This is a genomic window from Actinomadura nitritigenes (assembly GCF_017573545.1).
Lineage (GTDB): Bacteria > Actinomycetota > Actinomycetes > Streptosporangiales > Streptosporangiaceae > Spirillospora > Spirillospora nitritigenes.
On record NZ_JAGEOK010000026.1, the window covers coordinates 59,354 to 83,551 of the forward strand.

Genomic DNA, 24,198 nt, shown 5'->3' on the forward strand with positions numbered 1-24,198 from the left:
GCCAATGGGCGGGAATTGGCCGTTGACCCGCCGCCCGCGGCGCTATGGAATGTGGGGCTTGCCGTCGTTCAGCAGGACGACCCAGACCTGTCCGCGCGCGAAGGTCATCGGCTTGCCGTCGGCGGTCGTGTAGGTCGTCCCGGCGGTCTCCGAGGGGCGCGACCACTTGGCGTCGTAGGACTTGCCGTCGCGCAGCACGACGGCGCGGCCGGTGCCGGTCGTCTGGATGAGGGGGGTGTAGCTCCCGAGGAAGTCGTGGAACCGGGAACGGGTCGTCCTGGCGTACTGGACGACGACCGTGGCACCGCCGAGCCGTCCGCCTTCGGCCGCGGTGTCGGGCCTGCCGCCCCAGCTCGCGAGCCAGCGCTTCTGCTTGGCCGACCACGTGAACCCCATGGTCGCCGCCGGCCATTTCGCGGTGAACGACGCCGTCGGCTTGCCGCCGTCGGGCGCCGGGCCGAAGCGGAAGCCGATGTCGTGCGGCGCGGACGCCTTGGGCGCCCGCTTGAGCAGGGCCTTGGGGTCGCCGTAGAGGTTGTACGGAATCCGCCGTGCGCTGGAGCGGGAGTAGGCGGAACCCGCGTTCTCCTGGGAGATGTCGTACACCGGCGCCTTGCGGATGTACTTCTTCATCTTGCTCTGCACGCCGGAGAACGCGAACGCGGGATGCCCGAACTGCGGAAGGATGTGCAGGTCGGAGATGCGGGCGCTGCGGACCGGCCCGACGCGCTTGGGCAGCCTGGACGAGTAGACCGCCATCAGCCGGGTCTCGCCGCCCTCCACCTGCTCGACGTAGACGATGTCGGCGGCCGACACCCCGGACTGCGGCAGCGCGGGCTTGGTGTTCTCGATCTTCACGGCGAGGACGGGGTCGTCCAGCCCCGCGGTGCCGCCGTTGAACGGGTGCGTCGTCGGCGCCGGGGTCCCCGACGCCGTGCCGCCGTGCGCGCTCGGCGGCGCCGCCGTGCCCGGTCCGTGCGAGTCGGAGCAGGCCGCGAGCGCGGTGCCGAGCACGGCGGCGCCGAGCCCCGCGGCCGCCCGGCCTCGTGCCGTCCTGTGCCACGCGTGTCGCATAACCCTCCCTTTGCGGCGATCTGCCCGAGGGTAGCGAACGGAAATGATGCGTTCGCCCGGTCCGCTGTACGGGAGGGCGGCCTCCGGGCGATCAACTCGGCGGCGAGGGCGCGGCCGGCTCCGCGCCGGACTCGCCGCCGGACTACGCGCCGGACTCGGCGCCGGGCGTCAGATCCCCGGCGGGTCGTCGTCGATCTCGAAGAAGTCCGGCAGCGGCGCGCGGCCGGCCAGCGGCAGCACGCGGATCAGCGGCTTGCGGCGCGCGGCCCGCGCCTGCGCGACGGCGTCGTTGTAGAAGCGGCGGGCGTAGGCGACCTTCACCGCCGCCGAGGACAGCTCCTCCAGGACGTCGCCGCCGTCGCCGCCCTCCCCCGCGACCGTCCCCGCGAAGTCGGGCTGGTCCGCGACCGCCCGGAGCGCCCGGGACAGATCGCTCTCGGCGAACTCGCGGTTGTCGGCGTCCGCCGTCCGGGCCTCGTGCGCGGCGGTGGCCAGCACCAGGCTCGAGGCCGGGTCCAGCAGCCGGGACGCGGCGAGCTCCAGCGCGGCCGCGGCGCGCCGGACCAGCGCGGCGTCCAGCGCGGCGCGGGCCGTCTCGACGCGGACGTGCAGCCGGTCCAGCCGGGTGGCGCGCCACGACACGTACACCCCGACGAGGAACACGACGGCGATCCAGAACAGCACGTCGACGATCCAGTGGTAGAGCATCGGACCGTTCCTCAGGCGCCGGAGCCGGACTCGACGACGCCCGCGCCCGCGTAGGCGACCGTCTCGTAGACCCGCAGCACGTCCCGGGCCACCGACGACCAGTCGTAGGCGCGGACGGCGGCGCGGGCCTCCGCGGACAGCTGCTTGCGCCGGGGCGGGTCGGCCAGCAGGGCGGCGGCAGCGGCGGCGAGGGCCTCGTGGTCGCCGGCGGGGAACAGCACCCCGGCGCGGCCGCCGAGCAGCACCCGGTCGAACGCCTCGATGTCGCTGGCGAGGATCGGGGCGCCCGCCGACATCGCCTCGGCGAGCACGATGCCGAAGCTCTCGCCGCCGAGGTTGGGCGCGACGAAGGCGTCCACCGAGTGGTAGGCGCGGATCTTGTCCTCCTCGCTGACCATGCCGAGCACGACCACCCGGTCGCGCAGCTCCGGCGAGACGCGGGCGGCCACGTCGTCGGCGTCGCCGGGCCCGGCGAGGAGCAGCCGGAGGCCCGGGCGGCGGCGCCCGAGGATCTCGAAGGCGCGCAGCAGCACCGGCAGGCCCTTGCGGGGCTCGTCCATCCGGCCGAGGAAGCCGAGCGCCTCGCCGCCGTCCCGGCCGCGCCCGTCGCCCTCCCGGCCCCGCCAGCCCGGCAGCGGCTCGGCCATCGCGTACCGCTCGGTGGCGACCCCGTTCGGGATCAGCACCGCGTCGCCGCCGAGGTGCTCGACCAGGCTGGTGCGGGCCGCCTCGGACACCGCGATCCGGCCGTTGATCTTCTCCAGCGCGCTGCGCAGGATCGGCGCGGTCACCGACAGCGCGCGGGACCGCTCGTAGGAGGCGTGGAAGGTGCCGACGATCGGCCCGTCCGCCGCCCAGCAGGCCAGCAGGCCGAGCGACGGCGCGGCGGGCTCGTGGACGTGCAGGACGTCGAAGCGGCCCTCGTTGATCCAGCGGCGCACCCGCGCGGAGGACAGGAACCCGAACGACAGCCGCGCCACCGACCCGTTGTAGGGGACGGGGACGGCGCGCCCCGCCGACACGGCGTAGGGCGGCAGGTCGGCGTCGTCGTCGGCCGGCGTCATCACCGACACCCGGTGCCCGAGCGCGATCAGCGCCTCGGCGAGGTCGCGGACGTGCTGCTGGACGCCGCCCGGGACGTTCCATGTGTAGGGGCAGACGATGCCGACGTTCACCGGGGCGCCCCTCCCGGCCCGGGCGGGTCCAGGTCGTCCACCCAGACCTTCTGCAGCATGTGCCAGTCCTCCGGGTGGGCGGCGATGCCCGCCTCGAAGACCCGCGCGATCTCCTGCGTCATGGTCTGGATCTTCTCCCGCCTGGCGCCCTCGTCCGGGACCCGGACCTCCTCGTGGACGCGCGCCGCCCAGTACTTCCCCTCGTACCAGAGTGTCACGGGAATGAGGGCGGCGCCCGTCTGGAGCGCCAGCGCGGCGGAAACGGAGGGCATCCGCGCGGTGGCGCCGAAGAACTCCACGTCGACGCCGGTCGCGGTGAGATCGCGGTCGACGACCAGGCAGACGGGCCGCCCGGCGCGCAGCCGCTGCGCCATCCGGCCGAACGCGGACGCGCCGGTGTGCGCGAGGACCTCCATGCCGAGGCTCTCGCGGAACTCCACGAACCGGTCGAACAGCGACTCGGGCCGGAGCCGCTCGGCGACCGTGGTGAACGGGTGCCCGCAGGCGGCGAGCCAGGCGCCGGCGTGCTCGTAGTTGCCCATGTGCGGCAGCGCGAGGATCACGCCGCGGCCGGCCTCCAGGTTCGCGAAGATCTTCTTCTCGCCGGTGACCCGCATCCGGCCGACGATCCGCTCCCGCCCGTACTCGGGGAGCCGGAACACCTCCAGCCAGTAGCGGGCGTAGGAGCGCAGCACGCGCTTGCTGAGGACGCGGACCTCGTCGTCCACGGCGTCCTTGCCGAGGACGCGGCACAGGTTGCGCTCCAGCTGCCGGACGCCGCCCCCGTGCGCCTGCCAGGCGCGGTCGGCGACCGCGGTGAACACGAGCCGGGCGGCGCCCTCGGGCATCTTGCGGACGACCGTCCAACCCAGCGCGTAGGCGGCGTCCATCACCTCGTCGCGGAGCGACGCGGCCGCGGAGCCGCCGGCGGGCGCGGTCACGGGCACGGCTCCCTCCTGGGCGCGGCCTGGTCGGCGGCGCGGCCCGGTCACGGGTACGGCGTTCGGCGCGGCGGGATCACCGGCGCGGCTGCGGGCCCGCCTTCGCGTGCGCCCTCTCGCCGTTCTCCTCGTCCTCTTCGTTCCCGGCGGCGGACGCGCCGGACCCCGGTGCGGGGCCGGAGGCGGCGGGCTTCGGCGCCGGGTCGCCCTTCGCCTGGGCGTAGACCGTCGCGAACCGCTGCCCGACCGTGACGGTGCTGAGCACCGCCAGCACCCACAGCGCGATCGCCAGGATGAAGGGCACGCCGAGGCCGTCGAACCCGGCCGCCACGAGGGCGACGATCAGGCGCTCGGCGCGCTCGGCGATGCCCACGTTGCAGGTGTACCCGAGGCCCTCGGCGCGGGCCTTGGCGTACGACACCACGACCCCGGCGACGAGGCAGTACAGGGCGACGCCGGCGAGGCCGTGCTGCCCGTCCCGGTACAGCCCGATCATCAGCCCGGAGAAGATCGCGGCGTCCGCGACCCGGTCCATGGTGGAGTCCAGGAACGCGCCGAACTTGGAGATCTTGCCGGTGACCCGGGCGACCGCGCCGTCGAGCATGTCGAACAGCACGAACGCGGTGATCACCATGGTGCCCCAGAAGAACTCCCCGCGCGGGAACAGCACGAGCGCGCCCGCGGCGACGCCGGCGGTGCCGATGACGGTGATGGCGTTGGGCGACACCCCGGTCCGCGCGACCGTCCGTCCGATGGGCGTCAGGACGCGCCCCAGCGCGGGCCTGATTCTGTTGAGCATCGCCGTCCGTTCTCCTGCTGCCGGAAGTGGGGCCGCCGGCATCGGCCAGGGGGCCGCCGTTGGCGCGCCCAATCGTAGTGCCGCCGCCGACCGGACGCGGTCAGGCCGGAGTTTGCGGTTCCGCGCGGCGGACAGAAGCAGGTTGTTTGCCGTTCACCCCTTGTGATCCCGCCGCTCACGGGAAAGGGTGTTGTCACGGGTGTGACGTCGGTCACGCACGTTGGACGAGGACGCCGCACTCGGACGTCAGGGCCGGGCCCCTCCGGGCCGGGCCCCAGCCGAACGCGGGCCCCCGCGAGGAGGCCCGTCCGAGGAGGTAGTCATGGCGGACAAGGGAGGACATCCGGGAGCCCCCGGCAGGGCACCGGAGGCCGGCGGGTGCGACAGGGTGCGCAACGTCGCGCTGGTCGGCCATTCGGGGGCGGGAAAGACCACGCTCGTGGAGGCGCTGCTGACCGCGGCGGGCACGCTGCAGCGGGCCGGCCGTGTCGAGGAGGGCACCACCGTCAGCGACTTCGACGACGTCGAGGTCCGCCAGCAGCGCTCGGTCAACCTCGCGCTCGCCCCGCTCATGCACGGCGACATCAAGGTCAACCTGATCGACACCCCCGGCTACGCCGACTTCGTCGGCGACCTGCGGGCGGGGCTGCGCGCCGCCGACGCGGCGCTGTTCGTGATCTCGGCGGTGGACGGGATCGACGGCCTCACCCGGATGATCTGGGACGAGTGCGCGCGGGTCGGGATGCCCCGCGCGGTCGTCATCACCAAGATCGACCAGCAGCGCGGCGATTTCGACGACGTGGTGCTGAGCTGCCAGGACGCCTTCGGCGAGGGCGTGCTCCCGCTGTACTTCCCGGCGGCGGACGGCGACGGGCTCAAGGGGCTGGTCGGGCTGCTCACGCAGCGCTGCCTGGACTACTCCACCGGGAAGCGCACCGAGTGCGCGCCCGATCCGCGGTACCTGGAGCAGATCTCCGAGCAGCGCGCGTCGCTGATCGAGGGGATCATCCAGGAGAGCGAGGACGAGACCCTCATGGACCGGTACCTGTCCGGCGAGGAGATCGACGTCAAGGCGCTCATCGAGGACCTGGAGACCGCGGTGGCGCGCGGCAGCTTCTACCCGGTCCTCGCCACGTCGGTGCCGCACGGCGACCACCCCGGTCCGGTCGTCGGGATGCTGGAGCTGCTGGAGGTCATCACCCAGGCGTTCCCCTCGCCCCTCGAACACGGCATCCCCCCGGTGACGCCCGTCAAGGGCGGGCCGCCGAAGGAGATCGGCTGCGATCCCGACGGGCCGCTGGTCGCCGAGGTGGTCAAGACCACGTCCGACCCGTACGTCGGGCGGATCTCCCTGGTCCGGGTGTTCTCCGGGACGCTGCGTCCCGACACCACCGTGCACGTCTCCGGGCACGGCATGGAGGAGCGCGGGCACGAGGACCACGACGTCGACGAACGGGTGGGCGCCCTCACCTCCCCGCTCGGCAAGTCCCAGCGGACGGTCGCCTCGTGCGGCGCCGGGGACATCTGCGCCGTGGCGAAGCTGTCGCGCGCCGAGACCGGCGACACCCTGTCCGACCCGTCGTCGCCGATGGTGATGGCACCCTGGACGATGCCTGACCCGCTGCTGCCCGTCGCGATCCGCGCCCGGTCCAAGGCCGACGAGGACAAGCTCAGCCAGGCGCTCGGCCGGCTCGTCGCCGAGGACCCGACGCTGCGGCTGGAGAACAACCCCGAGACGCGGCAGCTGGTCCTGTGGTGCATGGGCGAGGCGCACGCCGACGTGCTGATCGACCGGCTCAGCGCGCGGTACGGCGTCGAGGTCGAGCGGATCGAGCTGCGGGTGCCGCTGCGCGAGACGTTCGGCGGGTCCGCGAAGGGCCTCGGCCGGCACGTCAAGCAGAGCGGCGGCCACGGGCAGTACGGCATCTGCCACATCGAGGTGGAGCCGCTGCCGTCGGGCGAGGGCTTCGAGTTCGTCGACAGGATCGTCGGCGGGGTGGTGCCGCGGCAGTTCATCCCGTCGGTCGAGAAGGGCGTGCGGCAGCAGATGGAGCGCGGCGTCTCCGCCGGGTACCCGCTGGTCGACATCAAGGTCACGCTGCACGACGGCAAGGCGCACTCGGTGGACTCCTCCGACATGGCCTTCCAGGCCGCCGGCGCGCTCGCGCTGAAGGACGCCGCCGGGCAGGTGCCGGTGCTGCTGCTGGAGCCGGTGGACGAGGTGAGCGTGCTGATCGCCGACGAGTACGTCGGCGCGGTGATGTCCGACCTGACCTCGCGGCGCGGCCGGGTGCTCGGGTCGCAGGCGGTGCCGGGCGGCCGCACGATGATCAAGGCCGAGGTACCGCAGCTGGAGATCGTCCGGTACGCGATCGACCTGCGGTCGATGTCGCAGGGCACCGGCACGTTCGACCGGTCGTTCCTGCGGTACGAGCCGCTCCCCTCGCATCTGGCGGAGAAGGTCGCCAAGGCCGAGGCGGTGCACGACTAGGGCGCCGGCGGGCGGGGGCGGGCCCGGTTCCCGCTCCCGCCCCTTGGTCCCCCTCGGACACCTCCGTTGATCCTTCCGGAGTCGTCCAAATGGCGGCGCGGACTCATCCCTGAGGGTGACTCCGATTTCGGCATCTGGGGCGATGGCGGGCGGTTCGCGGCATGAAACTCTGACTGCGCCATGAACGACACGGGGGAAGACCGGCGGCCCGCCCGGCCCGGGCGCCGCAACATCATCCGGGGCCTCGGCCTCGCGGCCGGCGGGCTGCTCGCCGGCGGTGCCGGGTTCGCCACCGAGCAGGCGTGGCGCCGGGAGGACCCGCCGACCCCCGCGTCCGCGGCGTCCGTCGACTCCTGGCAGCCGCCCGACCGGCAGGTCGACGTCGTGTGGGCGGTGAACACCCGCCGCCGGCTGGTCGCGCTGACCTTCGACGACGGGCCGATGGAGCGGTGGACCCCGCAGGCCCTCGACGCGCTCGACGAGGCGAAGGTGCCGGCGACGTTCTTCATGGTCGGCAGCCGGCTCGCCCGCAACGCACGCCTCGTCGAGGGCCGGCTCGACCGGCACGAGGTCGGCAACCACACCTGGAAGCACGACGACCTGTCCAGGCTGAGCCTCGCGCACGCCCGCCGCTCCATCCACCGCACGCACGAGACGATCAAGGAGGTCACCGGGCGGGCCCCGACACTGCTGCGGCCGCCGTGGGGCCGGCTCGGCGGCACCACCCTGCACGTCGCCGCGGAGCACGGCTACGACCTGGTGCTGTGGTCGCTGCTGGTCCAGGACCGGCGGCTCGGCCGCGACCCGGCGGAGATGGTCGCCGCGGTCGTCGACAACGCCCGGCCCGGCACCATCGTCCTCGGCCACGACGTCGGCGCCGCCAGCCGCGGGACCGCGATCGCGCAACTGCCCGCGATGATCCGCGGGCTGCGCGGCCGCGGTTTCGACTTCGTCACCGTGTCGCAGCTGCGACGGGCAGCGATCTAGGCTTGCCCGGTGAGCCTCCCCCCACTCCGCCTGGGCGCCCGCGCGCGCCTCTGGCGCTCGCTCGCGGCCGCGGTGTTCGTCGCCGCGCTGCTGTTCACCAGCGCGTTCGGAAGCAACGACGACTTCCCCATCGGGCCGATGACGCAGTTCGCGTTCTCGGTGAAGAACGACGGCGGGACGATCGGCTCGTTCTGGCTGGAGGCCGACACCGCCGAGGGCCGGCACGTCGAGCTGTCCCGGGACGCCGTCGGGACGGGCATGAAGCGCGCCGAGATCGAGGGGCAGATGGGCCGGATCGTCCGCGACCCGTCGCTGCTGCAGGGCATCGCCGACGGGCAGCACCGGCTGCACCCCGGCGCCCCGCGGCTCACCCGGATCTACGTCGTGGAGGAGATCAAGAGGTTGGAGCACGGCAAGGTCGCGTCGACCAGGCGCGTCAACCGCGTCGTCTGGGACGTGCGGTGACCGCCGCCGCGACGCCGGAGGCGCCTCGCCCCGTCTCGCCGCCCGCCCCGGAGCCCGGTCCCGCCCGCTCGCCGTGGGGCCGGTGGTGGTTCACGCCCGTCCCCCGCGCCCGGATCGCCTGGCTGCGCATCCTCGGGTACCTGTTCCTGCCGTTCGACATGCTGCTGCTGACCAGCAGCTCGCTGGCGCACGCCCGGCTGCCCGCCGACCTGTACCAGCCGGTGCTGCTCGGCCGGCTGCTGCATCTGCCCGCGCCGACGCCCGCCGCGATGTACGCGCTGCTTGCCGTGACGCTCGCGGCCGGGTTCGTGGCGGCCACGGGCCGGTTCCTGCCGCGCCTGACGGGCTACGTCTGCGCCTGCGGGTACCTGTGGTGGGTCACGATCAGCATGTCGTACGGGAAGGTCGACCACGACCACCTCGCGCTCGTGGTGGCGCTGTTCGTCCTGCCGAGCGTGGGACGGGCCCGGATCGACGACGAGCGCGGGTGCGAGGCGTCCGCGTGGGCGGTGCGCGGGATCCAGATCTCGGTGGTGGCCGCCTACTTCCTGTCCATGTGCGCGAAGGTGAAGATCGGCGGGTTCCCCGAGTGGCCGAACGGGGCGACGGTCCAGTGGGCGCTGAGCCGCCGCGGGACGCCGTTCGGGCGCAGCCTCATCGGCTACCCGGTGCTGCTGAAGGCGAGCCAGTGGTTCATGTTCACGGCGGAGGCGATCTCACCGGCGCTGCTGTTCCTGCGCGGGCGGCCGCTGTACCTGTTCGTGCTGTTCTTCGCCGGGTTCCACGCCGTCACCTACGCGCTGATGAGCATCCACTTCCTGCCGCACGCGATCTGGCTGGCGGCGTTCCTGCCGCTGGAGCGGCTCACCGGACACCTGCCGGTGCGGCTCCGCCGGATGCTCGGCGGCCGGTCGGGAGCGGCCGCGCCCGAGGCGGCCTGAAGGCCCGCGCCGTGCGCGGGCGTCAGCCCCGGGCGCCGGGGCGCTGCGCGGCCGGCAGCATGCAGGCGGCCGTACCGCCCGGCATCCGCTGCCGGTTGTTCGCGACGAGCCGGTACACGGCGTGCGCGAGCCAGCTCACCGGCGGCGTCCGCAGGGCCACGCCCGGGACGCGCCAGATCCCGCCGGCGGCCGTGAGCAGCTGACCGATCGCCTCCGCGCCGCCGCTGACCCGTCCCGCCCGGTCGACCCACAGCACCTCGTGCTCGGCGCGCTCCTGAGTGGTGCCGAGCGCGGCGAGATCGGTGAACTGGAACGCGACGACCTCGGCGTCCACGGGGACGTGGCGTTCCAGAAACCGCACCGAGGTGGTGCAGAACCCGCAGTCGCCGTCGTAGACCAGCACCGGCCGCTCGCGTCGCGTCATGGCGTCCATCATGCCGTGGCCCGCGACCGCTCGCGCGCGAGGGACCGTCAGTCCTGCGGCCAGGCGTCGGCGAGGATCTGCCGGGTGTCGCGCAGCAGCTGCGGCAGCACCCGCGTGTGCCCGACGACGGGCATGAAGTTGGTGTCGCCGCCCCAGCGCGGCACCACATGCTGGTGCAGGTGGGCGGCGATGCCGGCGCCGGCGACCAGGCCGAGGTTCATGCCGACGTTGAAGCCCTGCGCGCCGCTGGCCTTGCGCAGCGCGGCGATCGAGCGGCGGGTGAACACGGCCAGCTCGGTGTACTCCGCCTCGTCGAGCTCGCCGTAGTCGGCGACGTGCCGGTACGGGACGACCATGAGGTGCCCGGAGTTGTACGGGTAGAGGTTGAGCACGGAGTACACCGACCGGCCGCGGGCGACGACGAGGCCGTCCTCGTCGCTCATCGCCGGGATCTCGCAGAACGGGCAGCCCTCCCCGGCTCCCGGCCCGGTGGGCTTGTTCTCGCCCTTGATGTAGGCCATCCGGTGCGGAGTCCACAGCCGCTGGAAGTTGTCGGGCACGCCCGCGCCGCCCCTCTCCTCCTCGAGGCGGGACTGGTGCTCCGCGGCGCCCGCGCCGGACGCCTCGTCGCGCCCCTGCTGCTCCACGGGCTTCTCCGGCTCTGTGGTCAAGGCGGCGGTCTCCTTTTGTTCACGGCCTGACCAGCAGCATAGAGAGACCCGCGCGCCGGCACGTAGCCGGGATGCCCCCGCGGACCGCCGGGCGCGCCCGCGGGAGGGGGCCTGCGTGACGTCCCGCCCGGCTCTCCGACACCATGGGTCGTCCAGCCGAACCAGTGGGAGCGATCATGACCGAGCTCGACAAGGGCCGCGCCGGAGACGGCGGCGCCGAGCCGCGCCCGGGAGCGGGTCCGACGCCGTTCTTCCCGGGAGCGCCCGGACTGCCGGGCCCGGTGCCGCCGCCGAGCGGCCCGCTGCCCGCTCCTCCCGCCGCGGGCCCGCCCGGGGGCGCGCATGCGGCGCAGCCCGCCGCGCCGCCCCGGGTGGAGGGGCGGATCACGGTCGGGGACGAGGTGGCCGAGAAGGTCGCCGTGCTCGCCGCGCTGGAGGTCGGCGGGGTCTGCGCGCTCGGGTCGGGGGTGCGGGTGCGGTCCGCCGGCGACGCGGTGACGGTCGACGTCGGCATCGCCGTCGAGTACGGCCACGTGATCATGGATGTGGCGGCGGCGGTGCAGGCCGGCGTCGCGCGGATGGCCGGGCTGATGCTGGGCGCCCGGGTCGCCGCGGTCAACGTGACGGTCGAGGACGTCCGCCGCTCGCCGGGGCCGGGCTCCGGCGAGGGGGGCGCCGCCGGGTCCGCTCCCCTCCCGCCCATGGGAACGGGCCCGGGCGCAGGACACGCACTCTAGGCGCACCCCTCCCGCATACCAAGCGGTTTCGGTGTCAGGCGGGCCGCGCGTAGCAGTTCTGCATCGCCACGCCGACCGAGACGGTCGTCACCTTCACCCGCCGTACCAGCTGCGCGGGCACGTCCTTGAACCGGAACGTGTGCGGACTGCCGCCCGAGACGCTGCCCTGCCGCGTCTGCGTGGCGTGCCCCTTGACCGACATCTCGACGCGGACCAGTCCGCTGGCGGAGACGGTGATGGTGACGTCGACGCCTCCGCCGGCGGCGCGGTAGAACGCCGTCCCCTGCGGGCACCAGCCGATGCCGCCGGCGCCGTTCTGGTCGGGGATCTGCATGCCGCCGCCCTGCCCGCCCCCCTGGCCGCCGCCCGTGTAGGGCGAGCCGCCGCTGTTCTGCGGGACGGGGTTGGTCGGGTTCACCGGCCCGCCGGAGGCGCCCGGGGCGACGCCCACGCCCGCCGTGGGCGACGTGCCGGGACTCGTCGTCCCAGCGGCACCGGTGCCGTCCTCGTGCTTGTCGAGCAGCGGGACCAGGAGCACCACGATGGCGGCGGCCACGAGCAGCGCGGCGCCCCCGTAGCCGGCGATCCGGCCCCAGACCGAGCGCGCCCGCCGCGGCCCGCGCCGGGGCGGCCTCGTGGACTTCATCTCGCTCGTCTCCCCGGTCCGTGAACGTGACCGTTGAGGCTACCAACTCCGCGGATCCCCCACGTCCGCTCGCGGGCGGCCGCACGCCGCGGTCAGGCCAGCAGCCGCCGGGTCAGCTCCGCCAGGCTGCGCGCCACCTCGGCGGGCGCGTGCAGCGGCGCGACCGCGTGGCTGACGGTGACCCGCATCAACGTCTCGACCAGCAGGTCCTTGACGTCGGCGGGGACGTCCGGCCAGGTCGCGTCGGCGTAGCCGCGGAAGGCCGCGACCACGTGCCCGACCACCGGGTCGCGGCCGCGAGTGGCCAGCGCGATCAGCTCGTCGTCGCGGGACCGCCCGGCCCCGAAGATGTTCTTCAGCAGGGACCGCCGCTCCGCCTCGGTGAGCGCGAACAGCACGGCCGCCTCGACCGCAGCCGGGACGTCGTCGGCGTTCCACTCCCTCCGCTCCTGCACACCGCCGAGGAAGGCGTCGACCTCCCGTTCGACGAGCGCGCGGCCGAGCCCCACCTTGGACCCGAACTCGTTGTAGGCGGTCTGCCGGCTGACCCCGGCGGCCCGCGCGACCCGGGCGAGGCGCAGCGCGCCCCAGTCCCCGCGGTCCGCAAGGCCCCCTTCACGGTCGGCACCAGCGGGCTGACCGCCGTCACCGCGGCCGCGCCGGGCGCGATCTGGACCGGCGGCTACCAGTGGCAGAGCTCCTACCAGGACCCGTTCTGCTGGGAGATCGGCAGTCAGTGCCCCCCGCACCGGCACCAGAACCCCGTCCTGCAGAGCGGCGACGGCGCGTCCTGGTCCTGGATCGGCACGCCCGGCATGACGGGGAGCGGGCAGATCACCGCGCTCGACGCCGTCTCCGCGACCGACGTGTGGGCCGGCGGTCCGCACGATCGGCTGGACGGGTGGGGCTGCGGCGCCCCCTACCTGGCGCACCTGAGCGGCGGCACCTGGAGCGAGGTCTCCCCGCCGCCCCTCACCTGCGTCTACGCGCTCGACGCGGACGAAGCAGGCACGTGGGCCGCCGGGTACGCCGACCGCGCGAACGGCGGCTCGGCCGTCTACCGCACGTCCGGTGGAGCATGGACGCCGCAGGCCGCCGACGCGACGGACGTCCGCGCCATCAGGCAGCGGACGCCGGACGACGTCTGGGCCGTCGGCGCGAAGGCCGACCTCTACGGGGAGGAGCGCGTCTACGCCACCCGCTACGACGGCTCGGTGTGGCATGACATGACGCCCCCGCAGACGGCGGGTGCGTACGGGGCGCTCTCGGGTGTCCTTCCCCTCGCGGCCGACGACGTCTGGGTCGTCGGCGACGCCGGCGCCCACCACTGGGACGGGTCCGCCTGGGAGCGCGCGCCCGAGCCCGACGGCGTCCGGTTCACCGGCGCCCTCGCCGACGACGGCGCGGGCGGCGTCTGGGCGACCGGTGCGCGGCGGAACGCACCGGAGGGCTCGGTCCTGCTCCACTACACCGACGGCGCGTGGCGGGCGGAGGTCGAGACGCCCGCGGTCGTCAGCGGCCTCACGCGCGTCCCGGGCACCCGGACGCTGTGGGCGGTCGGCGCCCTCGCCGGCAAGCCCTACGTGATCTCCACGGGCTGACCGGGCCGTCCCGGGCCGCGCCCGCGCGGGGGCGGGCGCGGCCCGGGACGGGCGGGCGTCAGATCTGGACGCGGGCCTCGACGGCCTTCACGATCTCCTCGACGGCCTCGTCGATCGGCACGCCGTTCTTCTGCTCACCGTTGCGGTACCGGAACGACACCGCGTCCTTCGCGACGTCGTCGTCGCCCGCGAGCAGCATGTAGGGGATCTTCTGCTTCTGCGCGTTGCGGATCTTCTTCTGCATCCGGTCGGAGGAGGAGTCGACCTCCACCCGGACGCCGCGCTCGCGCAGCCGCGCGGCCACCTTGTCCAGGTGCGGGACGTGCCCGTCGCCGATCGGGATGCCGACGGCCTGGACCGGCGACAGCCACGGCGGCATCGCGCCCGCGTAGTGCTCGATCAGCACGCCCATGAACCGCTCGACCGACCCGAACAGGGCCCGGTGGATCATCGCCGGGGTCTGCCGGCTCCCGTCGGCCGCCTGGTACTCCAGCCCGAACCGCTTGGGCTGGTTGAAGTCCAGCTGGATGGTCGACAGCTGCCAGGTCCGCCCGATCGCGTCCTTGGCCTGCACGGAGATCTTCGGACCGTAGAACGCGGCGCCGCCCGGGTCGTCCACCAGGTCGAGGCCGGACTCCTCGGCGGCCTGGCGCAGCGCCTCGGTCGCCTCCGCCCAGTCGGCCTCGTCGCCGATGAACTTGTCGGAGTCGTCCCGGGTGGACAGCTCCAGGTAGAACTCCGAGAGCCCGAAGTCGCGCAGGACGCTCAGCACGAAGGACAGCAGCGACTTGATCTCGTCGCCCATCTGCTCCTTGGTGGTGTAGATGTGCGAGTCGTCCTGGGTCATGCCGCGCACGCGGGTGAGGCCGTGGACCACGCCCGACTTCTCGTACCGGTACACCGACCCGAACTCGCACATCCGCAGCGGCAGCTCGCGGTACGACCGCCCGCGCGCCCGGAAGATCAGGTTGTGCATCGGGCAGTTCATCGGCTTGACGCGGTACTCGACCTCGTCCACCTCGAACGGCGGGAACATGTCGTCGCCGTAGTAGGGCAGGTGGCCGGAGATCTCGAACAGCGACGACTTGGTGATGTGCGGGGTGTTGACGAACTCGTAGCCCGCCTCCTGCTGCCGCCGCCGCATGTAGTCCTCCATCTCCTTGCGGATGATCCCGCCCTTGGGATGGAAGACGGGCAGTCCGCTGCCGAGCTCCGGCGGGAAGGAGAACAGGTCGAGCTCGGCGCCGAGCCTGCGGTGGTCGCGCTTCTCGGCCTCCGCCAGGAACTCCAGGTACTCGTCCTGCTTCTCCCGGGACTCCCACGCGGTGCCGTAGATGCGCTGCAGCTGCGGGTTCTTCTCGCTGCCGCGCCAGTACGCGCCGCCGGACCGCATCAGCTTGAACGCGGGGATGACGCGGGTGGACGGCAGGTGCGGGCCGCGGCACAGGTCCTTCCAGCGCAGCTCGCCGGACTTGGCGTCGAGGTTGTCGTAGATGGTCAGCTCGGCGCCGCCGACCTCCACGTTCGCGCCGTCCGCCGCGTCCTCGACCGGTCCCGAGCCCTTGAGGCCGATGAGCTCCAGCTTGTAGGGCTCGGAGGCCAGCTCGGCGCGCGCGTCGTCGTCGGAGACGGGACGGCGGGAGAACCGCTGGCCCTGCTTGACGATCTCGCGCATCCGCTTCTCGATGCGCTTGAGGTCGTCGGGGGCGAACGGCTCGGCGACGTCGAAGTCGTAGTAGAAGCCGTTCTCGACCGGCGGGCCGATGCCGAGCTTGGCCTCGGGGAACAGCTCCTGCACGGCCTGCGCCATGACGTGCGCGGCGGAGTGCCGCATGATCGCACGGCCGTCGTCGGAGCCGATCTCGACCGGCTCGACGGCGTCGCCGTCGTGCAGTTCCCCGGCCAGGTCGCGCAGCTCGCCGTTGACCCGGGCGGCGATCACGGTGCGGCCGTCGGCGTCCAGTGCCTGCCCCGCGGTGGTGCCCGCCGGCACCGCCCGCTCGCTCCCGTCGAGGGTGATGCGCAGCTCAGACACGGTGGACACGGGTACTCCTCGGGATGGTGGGTGGGGATCAACGGGTTCCGATGCTATCGACTCGGGGTGTGCCCCGGACGCATCCGGCTCCATCGGACTGCTCCTGTTCCTCCTCTGGGAGGCCCCGGAACGACCCCGGAAAGCGGTGAAGGCCCCGGGATCGCTCCCGGGGCCTTCACAGCGTGCGATGTCAGTGCATGCGGCCGTGGCGCCGGGGGCGACCCGGCGTCGTCGTCTCGAGCACGATCGATACGGCCTGCATGAGGCCATGGTAACCGACGCGGGCCGCCTCCGGCAGGGCGGTTTCCGCGGTCACGCGCGGGCCTCCCGTCTCGGCCGTTCGAGCCGGTCCATGTCCTCCAGCTCGCGTCCCCGCGTCTCCGGGACGGCCCGGATCACGAAGATGAACGCCAGCACGGAGAACGCCGTGTACAGGCCGTAGGCCAGGCTGAGCGAGAAGCCCGAGATGCCGGGGAACGTCGTCGTGACCAGCCAGTTGGCGAGCCACTGCGCGGCGGCGGCGACGGCCAGCGCCGACGCCCGGATGAAGTTGTTGAACATCTCGCCGAGCATCACCCACACGACCGGGCCCCAGGTCGCGGCGAACGCGGCGACGAAGACGTTGGCGGCGACGAGCGCGATCGGCCCGGCGGCGCCGCTCAGCTCCGGCTTGCCGCCCACCACGTGGGCGGTCGAGAAGCAGGCCGCCAGCGTGCCGAGCGACAGCGCCATGCCCGCCGCGCCGCCGAGCAGCAGCGGGCGCCGCCCGACCCGGTCGACGAGCGCGATCGCGACCAGCGTGAACGCCACGTTGACCACCGAGTTGATCACGGAGGTGAGCATCGCGTTGCTCTCGGAGAACCCGACCGCCTGCCACAGCGAGGACGAGTAGTAGAAGATCACGTTGATGCCGACGAACTGCTGGAAGACCGACAGCAGGATGCCGACCCACACGATCGGCAGCAGCCCGAGCCGGGAGCCGCGCAGGTCGCGCAGGTGCACGGCCCGGTCCTCGGCGATCGACCGGACGATGTCCTTGATCTTGCCGTCCACGTCGCCGCGGCCCATGACCCGCGCGAGCACCCGCTTCGCGTCGGTCATCCTGCGCTTCTTCACCAGGTAGCGGGGCGACTCGGGGATCGTCGTGGCGATGACGCCCCAGATCACCGCGGGCACGGCCGCGCTGGCGAACATCCAGCGCCAGGCGCCGCCGCCCCAGGGGAAGGTCCCGGTCGCGCCGCCCTTGGACACCTGGGCGATGACGTAGTCGACGACCAGCGCCGCGAAGATGCCGAGGACGATCGCCATCTGCTGGAGCGAGCCGAGCCGGCCGCGCAGCTCGGCGGGCGCGATCTCGGCGATGTAGGCGGGCGCGATGACGGACGCGGCGCCGATCGCCAGCCCGCCGACCAGCCGCCACGCGGTCAGGTCGGCGGCGCTGAACGCGAACGCCGAGCCGAGCGAGCTGATCACGAACAGCGCGGACGCGGCCAGCATCACCTTCACCCGGCCGATCCGGTCGCCGAGCGGGCCGGCGAACCAGGCGCCCGCGGCGCAGCCGAGCAGCGCGGCGGAGACCACGAAGCCGACGACGAAGCCGCTCAGGTGGAAGGTGTTCTTGAGCGCGTCGACGGTGCCGTTGATGACCGAGGAGTCGTAACCGAACAGGAAACCGCCGAGCGCCGCGGCCCCCGCCAGGAGCGCGGCGGTGGCGGCCGAGTGGGAAGGGCCGTCGTGCTCCTCGCCTGCCGTGGTCTTCGATCCGCTTCCCGGTGTGCTCATGGAGCCGGATCTTCCCCGTAGGAAGGACCTTATGCGGCTGCCTTGCCCATGCCCCACCCGCGAATGGCGCTTCCACGACCGTGCGCTGGGACGGAGTTGGGCATCGGTTCCGCGGCGCGCTCCGCGGCGGGTCCCGTGGTGGGCCCCGTGATGGACAAGGCGTCACCAGTCGTCGGCGGACTCCGCGGCGAGGCGGACGAGTTCGCCGCCGGCGTCGAGGTCGTAGCGGCGCATGGTCGACAGCGGCGGCGAGTACACGTGCACGCTGACCGCGGGCGCGTCCGAGGTGTTGCGGACGTCGTGGACATGGTCGGGCCCGAACGAGCGCACCTGCCCGGCGCCGACCTCGCGCCGGTCGTGCACGCGGTGCTCCTCCAGCGTGCCGAGGGCGACGGCGAAGGCGCCGGCGGAGCCGCCGTGGTCGTGGAAGCCGGTGGACTGGCCGGGCAGCCAGCTGATCAGCCAGATCTCGTGGTCGGCGTCCTGGTGGACGCGCTCGTACCAGCGGCCCTGCGGGTCGAGCCGCACCCGGTGGACCCATTCCTCCGGGTGGTCGGCCAGCGCGCGGGCGCGCTCCGCGAGCAGCGCCGGCGCGAACGGCGAGCCCGCCTCGCTCGGGGCGGTCCGGGCGGGCGCGCCGGACTCGGGCGCGCCGGACTCGGTGGCGGTGACGGTCATCTGTCGCTCTCCTCGGCTGTGCTGTGAACCGTGCTGGAACGCGTCCGCGGGCGGGTGTCCGCTAGCGGGGCGTCCGGCGACACAGCGCGCTGGCCTGGAGGCGCAGATCGACGTGCAGGCGTTCGTGCAGTGCGGCGGAGATCGTCACCCCACGAGGATGGAACACAATCCCTATAAAGTCAATCGGGAAACCCTGAAAGCGCCCGACCCGGCCCTGGGCAGGGGTGATACCAGCGGGGGCGACCCGATCTCCCTCCCCGGAGGCAGGCGGCCGCGGCGCCGGGCGCTCTAGGCTCGCAGCGAGATGAACGAACCACACCGCCCCGACGCCGGCGGGCGGCACCGGCTCCTCGCCGGGGTCGCCTCCGCCGTCGTGCCCGGCCACGACGACCCCGCCGTCCCCCTGCTCCCCGGCCGGCTCGTGCTGCGCCTGCCGATCCTCGCCGTCATGCTCGCCATGACGATCGGCTTCACGGCCGGGTCCATCGCGATCTCCATCGCGGTGTACCACGTGGACGCGGGGGCGGCCTGGCCGCTCGGGGTGCTGATGGCGACCCCGCTGATCTTCGCGGTCCGCTGGCCGCTCGCCGCCTGGCGCATCGCGGCCATCGGGCTGCTGGCCACCGTGTTCGTCCGGCACGGCACCGGCTTCATGCCGTGGCCGGTCACCGCGATCCTCGCGCTGGTCGTCATCCTGTTCTTCGCCGGGATCGGCTGCGACCGGCAGACGACCGTCGGCGTCGGCGCCGTCACGATCGTGGCGGTGCTGCTGCCCGCCGTGCTGCTCGGCATGCCGGGCTGGTTCGGCATCATCCTCGCCGGGATCACCGCGCTCGCGCTGACCTTCGGCGACGCGGTCGGCGGCCGCAGGTCCGCGGAGGAGGAACTGCGCCGCCGCGAGGAGCAGCACCGGCAGGACCTGGCCCGGCAGGCGGTGCTGGAGGAGCGCGCCCGCATCGCCCGCGAGCTGCACGACGTCGTCGCCCACCACATGTCGGTGATCGCCATGCAGGCCGAGGCCGCCCCGTTCAAGATCCCCGACCTGCCGGACGCCGCCCGCGAGACGTTCGGGGTCGTGCGGGACGCGGCCCGCGAGGCCCTCACCGAGACCCGGCGCGTGGTCGGGCTGCTGCGCTCGGACGACGAGGGCGCCGAGCGCGCCCCGAGCCCGGGCCTGGACCGGCTCGACGAGCTGGCCGCGGCGGCCCGCAACTCCGGGCTGTCGGTCGCCACCGTGGTCGTCGGGATGCCGCGCCAGCTGGACGCCGGGGTGGACCTGTCGGCCTTCCGGATCGTCCAGGAGTCGCTCAGCAACGCCGCCCGGTACGCGCCGGGCTCGCGCGTCCACGTGGAGATCAAGTACGGCCCGGAGGCGCTCGCGGTGACCGTCGACGACGACGGCCCGCGCGGCGTCCCGGACGGGTCGCAGGGCGGCGGGCACGGCCTGGTCGGGATGCGCGAGCGCGTCACCATGCTCGGCGGGACGCTGTCGGCCGGCCCGCGCGCGCCGGCCGGCTGGTCGGTCGCGGCCGAGCTGCCGTACGGGGACTGATCGTTCGCCGTAGGGTGGCGTCGTGACGATTCGGGTGCTGATCGCCGACGACCAGGTGATGATCCGCGACGGGCTCGCGGCGCTGCTGTCCTCCGATCCGGAGATCGAGGTGATCGGGCAGGCGGGGAACGGGCGCGAGGCCGTGGACATGGCCCGCGCGCTGGATCCGGACGTGGTCGTGATGGACATCCGGATGCCGGAGATGGACGGCCTGGCCGCGACCGCCGAGCTGATCGGCGCGCCCGCCGGGACCGACATCGCGGACCCCGCCGACGTCCGGCCGAAGGTCCTGATGCTCACCACGTTCGACCTGGACGAGTACGTCTACGAGGCGCTCGGCGCGGGGGCCAGCGGGTTCCTGCTGAAGGACGCCTCGGCGGCCGACCTGGTGACCGGGGTGCGGGTGGTGGCGGCGGGCGACGCGCTGCTCGCGCCGTCGATCACGCGGCGGCTGATCGGCGACTTCGCGCGCCGGCGCCGCCACCAGCGGCCGAGCCCGACGGCGACGGCGGGGCTCACCCCGCGCGAGATGGACGTGCTGCGGCTCATCGCGCGGGGGCTGTCCAACGCCGAGATCGCCGCCGAGCTGGTGCTCGCCGAGCAGACGATCAAGACGCACGTCGGGCACGTGCTGACCAAGCTGGCGCTGCGGGACCGGACCCAGGCCGTGGTGTTCGCCTACGAGAACGGCCTCGTCGGCTAGCCCGCGGCCGGGCCCGGTCCCGGCGAGGCTCAGCGGGACGGGTCCAGGACGAGCTTGCCGGTCGTGCGGCGCGCGCGGAGGTCCTCGTGGGCGCGGCGGACCTCCGACAGGCCGTACTCGCCGCCGCCGACCACCCGCAGCCGGCCGTCGGCGGCCAGGCCGAACAGCTCGTCCAGCGCGGTGCGCATGACGTCGCCGGGCAGCTGGAAGACGTGCGCCAGCCACATGCCGGCGATCGTCGTGGAGTGCGACATCAGCGAGGCGGGCCGCACCGGCGACGGCTCCTTGCGGGAGGCCATGCCGTAGAAGGCGAGCCGGCCGAACGGCGCGAGCGCCTTCAGGCTCTGGTCGGTGACGGTGCCGCCGGTCATCTCCAGCACGGTGTCGACGCGGCGGCCGCCGTTGGCCTCGATGAGCGCGTCCTTCAGGTCGGGCTCGTTGGCGTCGATCGCGACGTCCGCGCCGAGCTCCAGGGCGAGGTCGCGCTTGTCCTTGGACGAGGCGGTCGCGATGACGCGCCCGGCGCCCCAGGCCTTGGCGAGCTGGACGGCGAGGGTGCCGACGCCGCCGGCCGCGGCGTGCACGACGACCGACTCCCCCGGCGCCAGGTGCACGCTGCGCCGCAGCAGCACCCACGCCGACGCGCCCTGCACGATCATGCCGAGCGCGGTGACGTCGTCGACGGCGTCCGGGACGTCCCAGGCCAGTGCCTCCGGCGCGACGGCCTTCTCGGCGTACCCGCCGGTGCCGACGAGTGCGACGACGCGGCGGCCGTCCGGGGCGGTGCCGACGACCTCGCCGCCCGGCACCATCGGCAGCGTCGACTCCGACAGGTAGCTGTTCTCGGCCTGGTGGGTGTCGGCGTAGTTGATGCCGGCCCGGGAGACGTCCACGAGCAGGTGCCCGGGCCCGGCGACCGGGTCGGGAAGCTCGGTGACGGTCAGCACCTCGGGGCCGCCGAACTCGGTGATCTGGATCGCGCGCATGACTCTCCTGTTCGGTGCGTGGGGCGCGGGCTCAGCGCGGGCCGGGGACGCCGCGGAACGTGAACGGCTCGGACGGGCGGCCCGGGACGACGTACCACGCCTCGCCGGCGCCGTCGGCCTCCAGGATCCGCATGAACGCCTCGACGACGTCGTTCACCTCGAGGATCGGGAACCCGCTCTCCTGGAGCCGCCCCTTCATCTCGCCGAGGATCGCGGTGTCGGCGAACGACGGGCACAGCGCGTTCACCCGGATGCCCTCGGGCAGGTAGGTGGGGCCGAGCGCGCGGACGAGGCCGACGACCGCCGCCTTGTTCGCGCCGTAGACGGGGTCGAAGGGCGTCGCGGTGAGCGCGGCCATGCTGGCGGTCGCGATGATGTTCCCGCCGCCGCGGGCGCGGATCGCGGGCAGCGCCGCGTGCACGCCGTAGACGACGCCGTCGAGGTTGATGCCCATGGCGCGGCGGTACACGGCGGGGTCGAAGTCCTCGCCGAGGTCGCCGCCGCCGGCGATGCCCGCGTTGAGGAACGCGACGTCCAGGCCGCCGAAGCGCTCGACGGCGGCGGCGACGGCGGCCTCGCTGTCGGCGGGCTCGCGGACGTCGCAGCGGACGAAGGCGCCGTCGAGCTCCTTGGCGAGCGCGTCGCCGGCCTCGGCGTCGACGTCGGCGAGCACGACCCGGGCGCCCTCGCGGGCCAGCCGGCGCGCGACCGCCGCGCCGATGCCGTTGGATCCGCCCGTGATCAGCGCGACCTTGCCCGTGCCGTCGAAGGCTGCCATGGGGACTCCCCTCCCAAGTAACTGACTCGTCAGTTACTCTAGCGGAATGGACTTCGGTTTGAGCGAGCGGGCCCAGGAGCACCTCGGCCGCCTGCAGGAATTCATGGACTCCCACGTCTACCCCGCGGAGCCGGTGTACGCGGCCCAGCGGGCGGAGCTGCGCGAGCAGGGCCGCGAGCACCACGTCCCGCAGATCGTCGAGGACCTCAAGGTCGAGGCGCGCAAGCGCGGCCTCTGGAACCTGTTCCTACCCGACAGCGAGGACCCCGCACACGGCCTGAGCGTCACCGACTACGCCTCGCTCGCCGAGGTCACGGGCCGCTCCCCCAGCCTCGCCCCCGAGGCGACCAACTGCGCGGCGCCCGACACCGGCAACATGGAGGTCCTGCACCTGTTCGGCACGCCCGAGCAGAAGGAGCGCTGGCTGAAGCCGCTGCTGGACGGCGAGATGCGCAGCGCGTTCGCGATGACGGAGCCCGACGTGGCGAGCTCGGACGCCACCAACATCTCGACCCGCATCGAGCGCGACGGCGACCACTACGTGATCAACGGCCGCAAGTGGTGGATCAGCGGCACCGCCGACCCGCGCTGCAAGATCATGATCGTGATGGGCAAGACCGACCCCGAGGGCCACCCGTACCGGCAGCAGTCGATGGTGCTGGTGCCGCTCGACGCCCCGGGCGTCGAGGTCGTGCGGCCGCTGCCCGTGTTCGGCTACCAGGACCAGCACGGCCACTGCGAGATCACCTTCACCGACGTCCGCGTCCCGGTGGAGAACCTCGTCGGCGAGGAGGGCGGCGGCTTCGCGATCGCGCAGGCCCGCCTCGGCCCCGGCCGCATCCACCACTGCATGCGCGCGATCGGGATGGCCGAGCGGGCGCTGGAGCTGATGTGCGAGCGCGCGGCGTCCCGCGTGGCGTTCGGCGGGCCGCTCGCCAAGCAGGGCGTGGTGCGCCAGCAGATCGCCGAGTCGCGGATGGCGATCGAGCAGGCCCGGCTGCTCACGCTGAAGACCGCGTGGCTGATCGACGAGCACGGCGTGCAGTCCGCGCGGTCCGAGGTCGCGGCGATCAAGGTGATCGCGCCGCGGGTCGCGCTGGAGGTCGTCGACAGGGCGATCCAGGTGCACGGCGGCGCCGGCGTCAGCGACGACACCCCGCTCGCCGCCATGTGGGCGGGGCTGCGCACGCTGCGCCTCGCCGACGGGCCCGACGAGGTCCACGTGCGCTCGGTCGCGCGCGCCGAACTGGGCAAGTACCTCGGGAAATGACCGGAGGCACGGGGGACGCGGGAACGCGCGGGTCGGTTCCCGCCGGCACGCGACCGGCGAACACCGACCCGGCGAACACCGGGACGGCGAGTGCGGAGCCGCCGGACACCAGACCGGTCGTGCGGCGGCGGATGCCGTACGCCCGGCGGCGCGAGCAGCTGCTGCAGGTGGCGCTGGCCGAGTTCGGCCGGCGCGGCTACCACCTCACGCAGATGGAGCACGTCGCCGCGGCGGCGCAGGTGTCCAAGGCGCTGCTGTACCAGCACTTCGCGTCCAAGGAGGAGCTGTTCGCCGAGGTCACGGAGGCGATCGTCGGCGAGCTGACGGCGCGGCTCAACGATGCGGTGCCCGCCGCGCACGGCACGGCGGGCGGCATCCGGGCGATGATCCGGGTGCTGTTCGACTACGCCACCGAGGAGCCGGACGCGTGGTCGCTGGTGGTCCGGCACCTGGACAAGCCGGAGGTCGGGCTGGAGTTGCGGGAGCTGCGCGACCGGCTCGGCACCGCGTTCGCCGACCTGCTGCTGCGCCGCCGCCGCGCCGACCCGAAGCTGTCGCCCGCCGCCCTCGCGGTGAACGAGCGGCGGGCGCGGCTGCTCGTCCCGCTGATGTACGGGTCGATGCTGTCGATGGTGTCGTGGTGGCTGGAGCATCCCGACACTCCGCGCGAACGCGCCGAGCAGATGGCGCTCGAGTTCATCTGGCTCGGCCTGGACCGGCTGCGCACCGGCGAGCGGCTGCCCCGGGAGTGATG

At 73.7% G+C, this 24,198-nt stretch carries 25 protein-coding genes; 10 read left to right on the forward strand and 15 right to left on the reverse strand.

Annotated elements, in window-relative coordinates; genetic code table 11:
- Positions 1 to 42 precede the first annotated feature (42 nt).
- The 5 genes from J4557_RS33865 to pgsA all read right to left on the reverse strand — a co-directional run bounded on the left by J4557_RS33865 (position 43) and on the right by pgsA (position 4,697).
- Complete coding sequence (locus J4557_RS33865; RefSeq protein ID WP_208270851.1) at positions 43 to 1,074, reverse strand: DUF3048 domain-containing protein; 1,032 nt, start codon at positions 1,072 to 1,074, stop codon at positions 43 to 45.
- A 168-nt stretch (positions 1,075 to 1,242) separates the two neighbouring features.
- Complete coding sequence (locus J4557_RS33870) at positions 1,243 to 1,782, reverse strand: hypothetical protein (RefSeq protein WP_208270852.1); 540 nt, start codon at positions 1,780 to 1,782, stop codon at positions 1,243 to 1,245.
- 11 nt (positions 1,783 to 1,793) lie between these two features.
- Positions 1,794 to 2,957, reverse strand: a complete 1,164-nt coding sequence (locus J4557_RS33875) for a glycosyltransferase family 4 protein (RefSeq protein ID WP_208270853.1) — start codon at positions 2,955 to 2,957, stop codon at positions 1,794 to 1,796.
- Positions 2,954 to 3,904, reverse strand: a complete 951-nt coding sequence (locus J4557_RS33880) for a phosphatidylinositol mannoside acyltransferase (protein WP_307800364.1) — start codon at positions 3,902 to 3,904, stop codon at positions 2,954 to 2,956. Before J4557_RS33880 ends, J4557_RS33875 begins: the two co-directional genes overlap by 4 nt.
- A 70-nt stretch (positions 3,905 to 3,974) precedes the next feature.
- Positions 3,975 to 4,697, reverse strand: coding sequence for a phosphatidylinositol phosphate synthase (gene pgsA, locus J4557_RS33885; RefSeq protein WP_208270854.1), 723 nt, complete (start codon positions 4,695 to 4,697; stop codon positions 3,975 to 3,977).
- 322 nt (positions 4,698 to 5,019) lie between these two features.
- Here pgsA and J4557_RS33890 point away from each other — a divergent pair, with 322 nt between their 5' ends.
- The 4 genes from J4557_RS33890 to J4557_RS33905 all read left to right on the forward strand — a co-directional run bounded on the left by J4557_RS33890 (position 5,020) and on the right by J4557_RS33905 (position 9,581).
- Positions 5,020 to 7,188 carry an elongation factor G-like protein EF-G2 gene (locus tag J4557_RS33890; RefSeq protein ID WP_208270855.1) on the forward strand — a complete coding sequence of 723 codons (2,169 nt, stop codon included), beginning with the start codon at positions 5,020 to 5,022 and terminating at the stop codon, positions 7,186 to 7,188.
- A gap of 180 nt (positions 7,189 to 7,368) precedes the next feature.
- The gene (locus tag J4557_RS33895) at positions 7,369 to 8,175 is read left to right on the forward strand and encodes a polysaccharide deacetylase family protein (protein WP_208270856.1); all 807 of its coding nucleotides are present in this window, start codon (positions 7,369 to 7,371) and stop codon (positions 8,173 to 8,175) included.
- A gap of 9 nt (positions 8,176 to 8,184) precedes the next feature.
- On the forward strand, positions 8,185 to 8,640 hold the full coding sequence (locus tag J4557_RS33900) for a hypothetical protein (RefSeq protein ID WP_208270857.1): 456 nt from the start codon (positions 8,185 to 8,187) through the stop codon (positions 8,638 to 8,640).
- Positions 8,637 to 9,581: an HTTM domain-containing protein gene (locus tag J4557_RS33905; RefSeq protein ID WP_208270858.1), complete on the forward strand. Its 945-nt coding sequence runs from the start codon at positions 8,637 to 8,639 to the stop codon at positions 9,579 to 9,581. The genes J4557_RS33900 and J4557_RS33905 overlap by 4 nt, the downstream gene beginning before the upstream one ends.
- A gap of 22 nt (positions 9,582 to 9,603) precedes the next feature.
- Here the strand turns inward: J4557_RS33905 and J4557_RS33910 are convergent, their stop codons facing one another.
- Both J4557_RS33910 and J4557_RS33915 read right to left on the reverse strand, forming a co-directional pair.
- A complete protein-coding gene (locus tag J4557_RS33910) occupies positions 9,604 to 10,005 on the reverse strand; it encodes a thiol-disulfide oxidoreductase DCC family protein (RefSeq protein ID WP_208270859.1) in 402 nt (133 codons plus the stop codon).
- Positions 10,006 to 10,052: 47 nt separating this feature from the next.
- Positions 10,053 to 10,676 (reverse strand): HIT family protein, encoded by a 624-nt coding sequence (locus tag J4557_RS33915; RefSeq protein WP_372442560.1) that lies wholly within the window; start codon positions 10,674 to 10,676, stop codon positions 10,053 to 10,055.
- A gap of 176 nt (positions 10,677 to 10,852) precedes the next feature.
- Between J4557_RS33915 and J4557_RS33920 the strand changes: the two genes are divergently transcribed.
- Entirely contained in the window at positions 10,853 to 11,413 is a 561-nt protein-coding gene (locus J4557_RS33920; protein ID WP_208270860.1) for an Asp23/Gls24 family envelope stress response protein, read from the forward strand.
- A 34-nt stretch (positions 11,414 to 11,447) separates the two neighbouring features.
- Here J4557_RS33920 and J4557_RS33925 read toward each other — a convergent pair whose 3' ends face one another.
- Positions 11,448 to 12,059 carry a hypothetical protein gene (locus J4557_RS33925; protein ID WP_208270861.1) on the reverse strand — a complete coding sequence of 204 codons (612 nt, stop codon included), beginning with the start codon at positions 12,057 to 12,059 and terminating at the stop codon, positions 11,448 to 11,450.
- 92 nt (positions 12,060 to 12,151) lie between these two features.
- Positions 12,152 to 12,568, reverse strand: coding sequence for a hypothetical protein (locus J4557_RS51820; protein ID WP_307800365.1), 417 nt, complete (start codon positions 12,566 to 12,568; stop codon positions 12,152 to 12,154).
- A 306-nt stretch (positions 12,569 to 12,874) separates the two neighbouring features.
- Between J4557_RS51820 and J4557_RS33935 the strand changes: the two genes are divergently transcribed.
- Positions 12,875 to 13,660 (forward strand): beta propeller repeat protein, encoded by a 786-nt coding sequence (locus tag J4557_RS33935; RefSeq protein ID WP_208270863.1) that lies wholly within the window; start codon positions 12,875 to 12,877, stop codon positions 13,658 to 13,660.
- A gap of 58 nt (positions 13,661 to 13,718) precedes the next feature.
- Here J4557_RS33935 and thrS read toward each other — a convergent pair whose 3' ends face one another.
- From thrS to J4557_RS33950, 4 genes are all read right to left on the reverse strand, one after another.
- A complete protein-coding gene (thrS, locus tag J4557_RS33940; protein WP_208270864.1) occupies positions 13,719 to 15,704 on the reverse strand; it encodes a threonine--tRNA ligase in 1,986 nt (661 codons plus the stop codon).
- A 181-nt stretch (positions 15,705 to 15,885) separates the two neighbouring features.
- On the reverse strand, positions 15,886 to 16,011 hold the full coding sequence (locus J4557_RS51185; RefSeq protein ID WP_279576270.1) for a hypothetical protein: 126 nt from the start codon (positions 16,009 to 16,011) through the stop codon (positions 15,886 to 15,888).
- A complete protein-coding gene (locus J4557_RS33945; protein ID WP_208270865.1) occupies positions 16,008 to 17,477 on the reverse strand; it encodes a sugar porter family MFS transporter in 1,470 nt (489 codons plus the stop codon). The genes J4557_RS51185 and J4557_RS33945 overlap by 4 nt, the downstream gene beginning before the upstream one ends.
- Before the next feature lie 162 nt (positions 17,478 to 17,639).
- Entirely contained in the window at positions 17,640 to 18,155 is a 516-nt protein-coding gene (locus J4557_RS33950) for a cysteine dioxygenase (RefSeq protein ID WP_208270866.1), read from the reverse strand.
- A 304-nt stretch (positions 18,156 to 18,459) separates the two neighbouring features.
- On the opposite strand from J4557_RS33950, the gene J4557_RS33955 reads away from it, so the two are divergent.
- Positions 18,460 to 19,707, forward strand: coding sequence for a sensor histidine kinase (locus J4557_RS33955; protein WP_208270867.1), 1,248 nt, complete (start codon positions 18,460 to 18,462; stop codon positions 19,705 to 19,707).
- Between the two features lie 22 nt (positions 19,708 to 19,729).
- On the forward strand, positions 19,730 to 20,410 hold the full coding sequence (locus tag J4557_RS33960; RefSeq protein ID WP_208270868.1) for a response regulator: 681 nt from the start codon (positions 19,730 to 19,732) through the stop codon (positions 20,408 to 20,410).
- A gap of 29 nt (positions 20,411 to 20,439) precedes the next feature.
- Here J4557_RS33960 and J4557_RS33965 read toward each other — a convergent pair whose 3' ends face one another.
- Together J4557_RS33965 and J4557_RS33970 are read right to left on the reverse strand one after the other, a co-directional pair.
- The gene (locus J4557_RS33965) at positions 20,440 to 21,396 is read right to left on the reverse strand and encodes a quinone oxidoreductase family protein (RefSeq protein ID WP_208270869.1); all 957 of its coding nucleotides are present in this window, start codon (positions 21,394 to 21,396) and stop codon (positions 20,440 to 20,442) included.
- Positions 21,397 to 21,427: 31 nt separating this feature from the next.
- The gene (locus J4557_RS33970) at positions 21,428 to 22,174 is read right to left on the reverse strand and encodes an SDR family oxidoreductase (protein WP_208270870.1); all 747 of its coding nucleotides are present in this window, start codon (positions 22,172 to 22,174) and stop codon (positions 21,428 to 21,430) included.
- A gap of 46 nt (positions 22,175 to 22,220) precedes the next feature.
- Between J4557_RS33970 and J4557_RS33975 the strand changes: the two genes are divergently transcribed.
- Both J4557_RS33975 and J4557_RS33980 read left to right on the forward strand, forming a co-directional pair.
- Positions 22,221 to 23,444: an acyl-CoA dehydrogenase family protein gene (locus J4557_RS33975; RefSeq protein WP_208270871.1), complete on the forward strand. Its 1,224-nt coding sequence runs from the start codon at positions 22,221 to 22,223 to the stop codon at positions 23,442 to 23,444.
- Complete coding sequence (locus tag J4557_RS33980; RefSeq protein ID WP_243776766.1) at positions 23,441 to 24,196, forward strand: TetR/AcrR family transcriptional regulator; 756 nt, start codon at positions 23,441 to 23,443, stop codon at positions 24,194 to 24,196. The genes J4557_RS33975 and J4557_RS33980 overlap by 4 nt, the downstream gene beginning before the upstream one ends.
- Positions 24,197 to 24,198 lie beyond the last annotated feature (2 nt).

What these genes read in the sequence shown, in the direction of transcription:
- J4557_RS33965 (WP_208270869.1), bottom strand. Translation starts at nt 21,396, where the DNA reads ATGCGCGCGATCCAGATCACCGAGTTCGGCGGCCCCGAGGTGCTGACC.
- J4557_RS33975 (WP_208270871.1), top strand. Translation starts at nt 22,221, where the DNA reads ATGGACTTCGGTTTGAGCGAGCGGGCCCAGGAGCACCTCGGCCGCCTG.
- J4557_RS33925 (WP_208270861.1), bottom strand. Translation starts at nt 12,059, where the DNA reads ATGAAGTCCACGAGGCCGCCCCGGCGCGGGCCGCGGCGGGCGCGCTCG.
- J4557_RS33980 (WP_243776766.1), top strand. Translation starts at nt 23,441, where the DNA reads ATGACCGGAGGCACGGGGGACGCGGGAACGCGCGGGTCGGTTCCCGCC.
- J4557_RS33865 (WP_208270851.1), bottom strand. Translation starts at nt 1,074, where the DNA reads ATGCGACACGCGTGGCACAGGACGGCACGAGGCCGGGCGGCCGCGGGG.
- J4557_RS33910 (WP_208270859.1), bottom strand. Translation starts at nt 10,005, where the DNA reads ATGACGCGACGCGAGCGGCCGGTGCTGGTCTACGACGGCGACTGCGGG.
- J4557_RS33970 (WP_208270870.1), bottom strand. Translation starts at nt 22,174, where the DNA reads ATGGCAGCCTTCGACGGCACGGGCAAGGTCGCGCTGATCACGGGCGGA.
- pgsA (WP_208270854.1), bottom strand. Translation starts at nt 4,697, where the DNA reads ATGCTCAACAGAATCAGGCCCGCGCTGGGGCGCGTCCTGACGCCCATC.
- J4557_RS33890 (WP_208270855.1), top strand. Translation starts at nt 5,020, where the DNA reads ATGGCGGACAAGGGAGGACATCCGGGAGCCCCCGGCAGGGCACCGGAG.
- J4557_RS33950 (WP_208270866.1), bottom strand. Translation starts at nt 18,155, where the DNA reads ATGACCGTCACCGCCACCGAGTCCGGCGCGCCCGAGTCCGGCGCGCCC.
- J4557_RS33870 (WP_208270852.1), bottom strand. Translation starts at nt 1,782, where the DNA reads ATGCTCTACCACTGGATCGTCGACGTGCTGTTCTGGATCGCCGTCGTG.
- J4557_RS33945 (WP_208270865.1), bottom strand. Translation starts at nt 17,477, where the DNA reads ATGAGCACACCGGGAAGCGGATCGAAGACCACGGCAGGCGAGGAGCAC.
- J4557_RS33955 (WP_208270867.1), top strand. Translation starts at nt 18,460, where the DNA reads ATGAACGAACCACACCGCCCCGACGCCGGCGGGCGGCACCGGCTCCTC.
- J4557_RS33920 (WP_208270860.1), top strand. Translation starts at nt 10,853, where the DNA reads ATGACCGAGCTCGACAAGGGCCGCGCCGGAGACGGCGGCGCCGAGCCG.
- J4557_RS33895 (WP_208270856.1), top strand. Translation starts at nt 7,369, where the DNA reads ATGAACGACACGGGGGAAGACCGGCGGCCCGCCCGGCCCGGGCGCCGC.
- J4557_RS33935 (WP_208270863.1), top strand. Translation starts at nt 12,875, where the DNA reads ATGACGGGGAGCGGGCAGATCACCGCGCTCGACGCCGTCTCCGCGACC.